This window comes from Spirosoma panaciterrae DSM 21099 (assembly GCF_000374025.1).
Lineage (GTDB): Bacteria > Bacteroidota > Bacteroidia > Cytophagales > Spirosomataceae > Spirosoma > Spirosoma panaciterrae.
This window is the reverse complement of sequence record NZ_KB893230.1, coordinates 1-2,886: the sequence shown is the minus strand read 5'-3', so window position 1 is coordinate 2,886 and position 2,886 is coordinate 1. Positions and strand designations below refer to the sequence as shown.

Here is a 2,886-nt window from a genome sequence, read left to right as displayed (position 1 = left end):
CTACCGTTCACCGATTGACTTTGAAAACCAATTTTATCAAACTGTTTTGTCAAACTCTCATAAGTAAAGTGTCCGGCTAAACGGGACCACCCCAGTTATCTCCCACAGCACGGGACGATCATGATGCAGCAAAACTATACTTGTACTCATTCCGAAAGAACCGATACATAACAACTGGTCATTTTGCCGAATAAGTGGCCTATTTATGGACAGCTATAGGTATAATCGGTAATCATGGAAGAACCGGACTGTATTTGCCGTTTCCATCTTTCGAATCACTCGCTAATCAAACTCAGAGCCTGTTTAAATTTTGTACTAAGAATATTTTTGATGCGACCTATGAGATTTTTGACCGCATAGCGGTCGGATGTTTGTAGCAAAATCAGCCAATTTTACTACAAACATCCCTTAGCCACTCCACTTAAATAACTCATAGTCAGTCATTAAATCTCAATACTTCCGATATTTCAGAAACTTTAAATAGGTTCTCAAATTGGAAGTTAACAACGGAATTGACTGCCAATTCAATGATCCACTATACCTTTGGTTATGTAAAGAGCACACACTTCTCTGCAGAGCGAGGTATCAATTCCCAACGGTTTCGGTGGCTATTTTTACAGCACTGAAGAAGCTCTATCGAAACCGAGACTTGGGCAGAATTCATTTATTGGGCAAGCCATCATGCCACTCTCAGCTAAACTTAAGTCCAGCAAATAATATGCTTTGGGGGATGGTTGTGATAACTTAATGATGTACTAAACGGTACACGCCTGTAAATAGTAACCAGATCAACAACCGTAACCAATATACGTTACTGTATTAACATAGATATCTAAGCCCTTTCTAGGATTGGGTATGATGATTATATCTATTGATTGTATACCTTAACTTAATAAACCGATGGCCTGCAGATAATACTCGCCAGAGGATTTCATACTATTGAGAAGTGTACTGTAATCAATGCTTTTTTTGGCACTGTTCGCATTTTTTTCGAGAGGATCAATGTAGCTAACGGTACCACCATTGGGTGTCTGTTTTAAGCCATATACGACTATCACATGATTAACACCCCCTTTTTCAACAATTTTCGTCCCACTAACCCGAATATTAACGATAACGGGTTTATTCTTATCTAAAATTATCTGGATTGCTTTCTTTGCTTGCTCACGGTCAGTAGTTGTCATCAGCCCATAATGAGAGGAACCAAACTGGGATTTCGCATAAACACCTATTTTGTCCATAGAAGTACCCGTGTTATCGGTTCCCATACCATCAATTGCCTTTTTATATTCTTCGGTAGTAACTTTATAGCCTGGTGCTACAAGTGCTTTGGCAATAATATAAGCGGATGGCGCACAGCCGTTAACATTAAGTTTCATATTCTTGTAGGCTACTCCGCTGGGATTTTTTCCTGAGGGAACATTCCCCTCATACCAATGTTGATAATTGCTCAAAGATAAGGTCTTACTAAAATTGGCTTTTGGATACGTGGACGTCGCATTGGGGACGGATGTCGTATTGGAAACAGCTACTTGTTTAACAACAATAGTTTTGAGAGCATCTTTAGCCTGCTGATTAGAGTCTTTGGCATTGCTCAACGCGTCAAATATTGGCATCGTTATTTTGAATATTGAAGATTTCTTAGTTCGTAACTTTTGGACATTTTTCCGCCGACAATTCGATAAGGAATATCATCCCCTAAAATCACTCTTAGTACAGCGGCAGGTACAGATCGGTCTTTATCATTTTCTTTCCTGTCGGAATTGTAGAGATCATAAATACCCACTGGATTTCCGGAATTATCGAAATAAACAGTGTACTTCCCAAGCAAGCCAACATATTCATTACTTGCCATATATACCTGGGCATATCCTTCGGTTTTATCATCGAAAATAACGGGCTTTACTATTGGATATAGATTCCCTGATTCATTTTTAGCAGGCTTTGATCGTTTCACTAAATCCATAAAACTCCGGGAGCTAAACTTGAGTGTATTTCCTGTCAGATAACCAATGAACCCGCCATTTACACCAAATAAGCCCATTACTTCATGCCCAAAGTTGTAAACTCTCGACACTACTATGCCACCATAAGTTATAGGGATTAACTCTAAAAACACCTTTGAGACTGACACAAAATCCGTTTTAGGCTCTTTTACAACGATTGGTTTTAGTGATTCTTTAGCTAACCTGGTACTCTGAGCACCAGATCGGATCGATTCACTATAAGGTTCCATACAGTAGAGTTCAAGAAATGATATACAGTACCCGAGTAGAATTAGTTAACTCTACTCGGGCACGACCGTAATTAATCCCGAATTCGGCTTGTAGCATCCCAGGCAGCACGCTCAGCTTCCTGGGCGCTTCTTTCATGAGACCAGGCTTGTGATTCCGCATCATGTGCCTGACGCGCACTGGACTGGGCTTCATGTTCATGCTGGTCAGCGTTGTTGGCCGCCTGACGGGCTTCCGTAGCGTGTTGCTCGGCATCATGCATCAATTTCTGAATTGTGGCTTCTTCAGTAGTCGAATCTGCCAATAAAGAGTTTATATGCTTTCGATCTTCTTCGCTTTCATTTACCAATTGGTCAATGTGCTCGTTTTTTTCTTTACAGTATATTTCTGTACGATCAAAAGCGTCCTCCACATGTTGTAAGGTTTCCTCTACATGCTTATAGGCAGTATCCATATTTGTGACTACCTGATCAGCATGGTCTTGATCACGATCTATTTCAGCTACCAGTTTATTCGCTTCTGTATGCAATCCATCAATTTCGTCAAGATGTTTTTGGGCCGAGGCTTCATACTCATCAGCCTTCTGGCTCGACTCCAAAGCCGAGGCTTCGTACTCATCAGCCTTCTGACTCGACTCCAAAGCCGAGGCTTC

General features: G+C 40.8%; 3 protein-coding genes. All 3 read right to left on the bottom strand.

Features of this window, described 5'->3' with window-relative positions; translation table 11 throughout:
• Nucleotides 1-884: 884 nt before the first annotated feature.
• A complete protein-coding gene (locus tag B153_RS0130795) occupies nucleotides 885-1,616 on the bottom strand; it encodes a C39 family peptidase (RefSeq protein WP_020600608.1) in 732 nt (243 codons plus the stop codon).
• Between the two features lie 2 nt (nucleotides 1,617-1,618).
• Complete coding sequence (locus B153_RS0130790; protein WP_020600607.1) at nucleotides 1,619-2,236, bottom strand: hypothetical protein; 618 nt, start codon at nucleotides 2,234-2,236, stop codon at nucleotides 1,619-1,621.
• A 71-nt stretch (nucleotides 2,237-2,307) separates the two neighbouring features.
• Nucleotides 2,308-2,886: serpin family protein (locus B153_RS0130785; RefSeq protein WP_020600606.1), on the bottom strand; the 579-nt coding region annotated here is incomplete at its 5' end.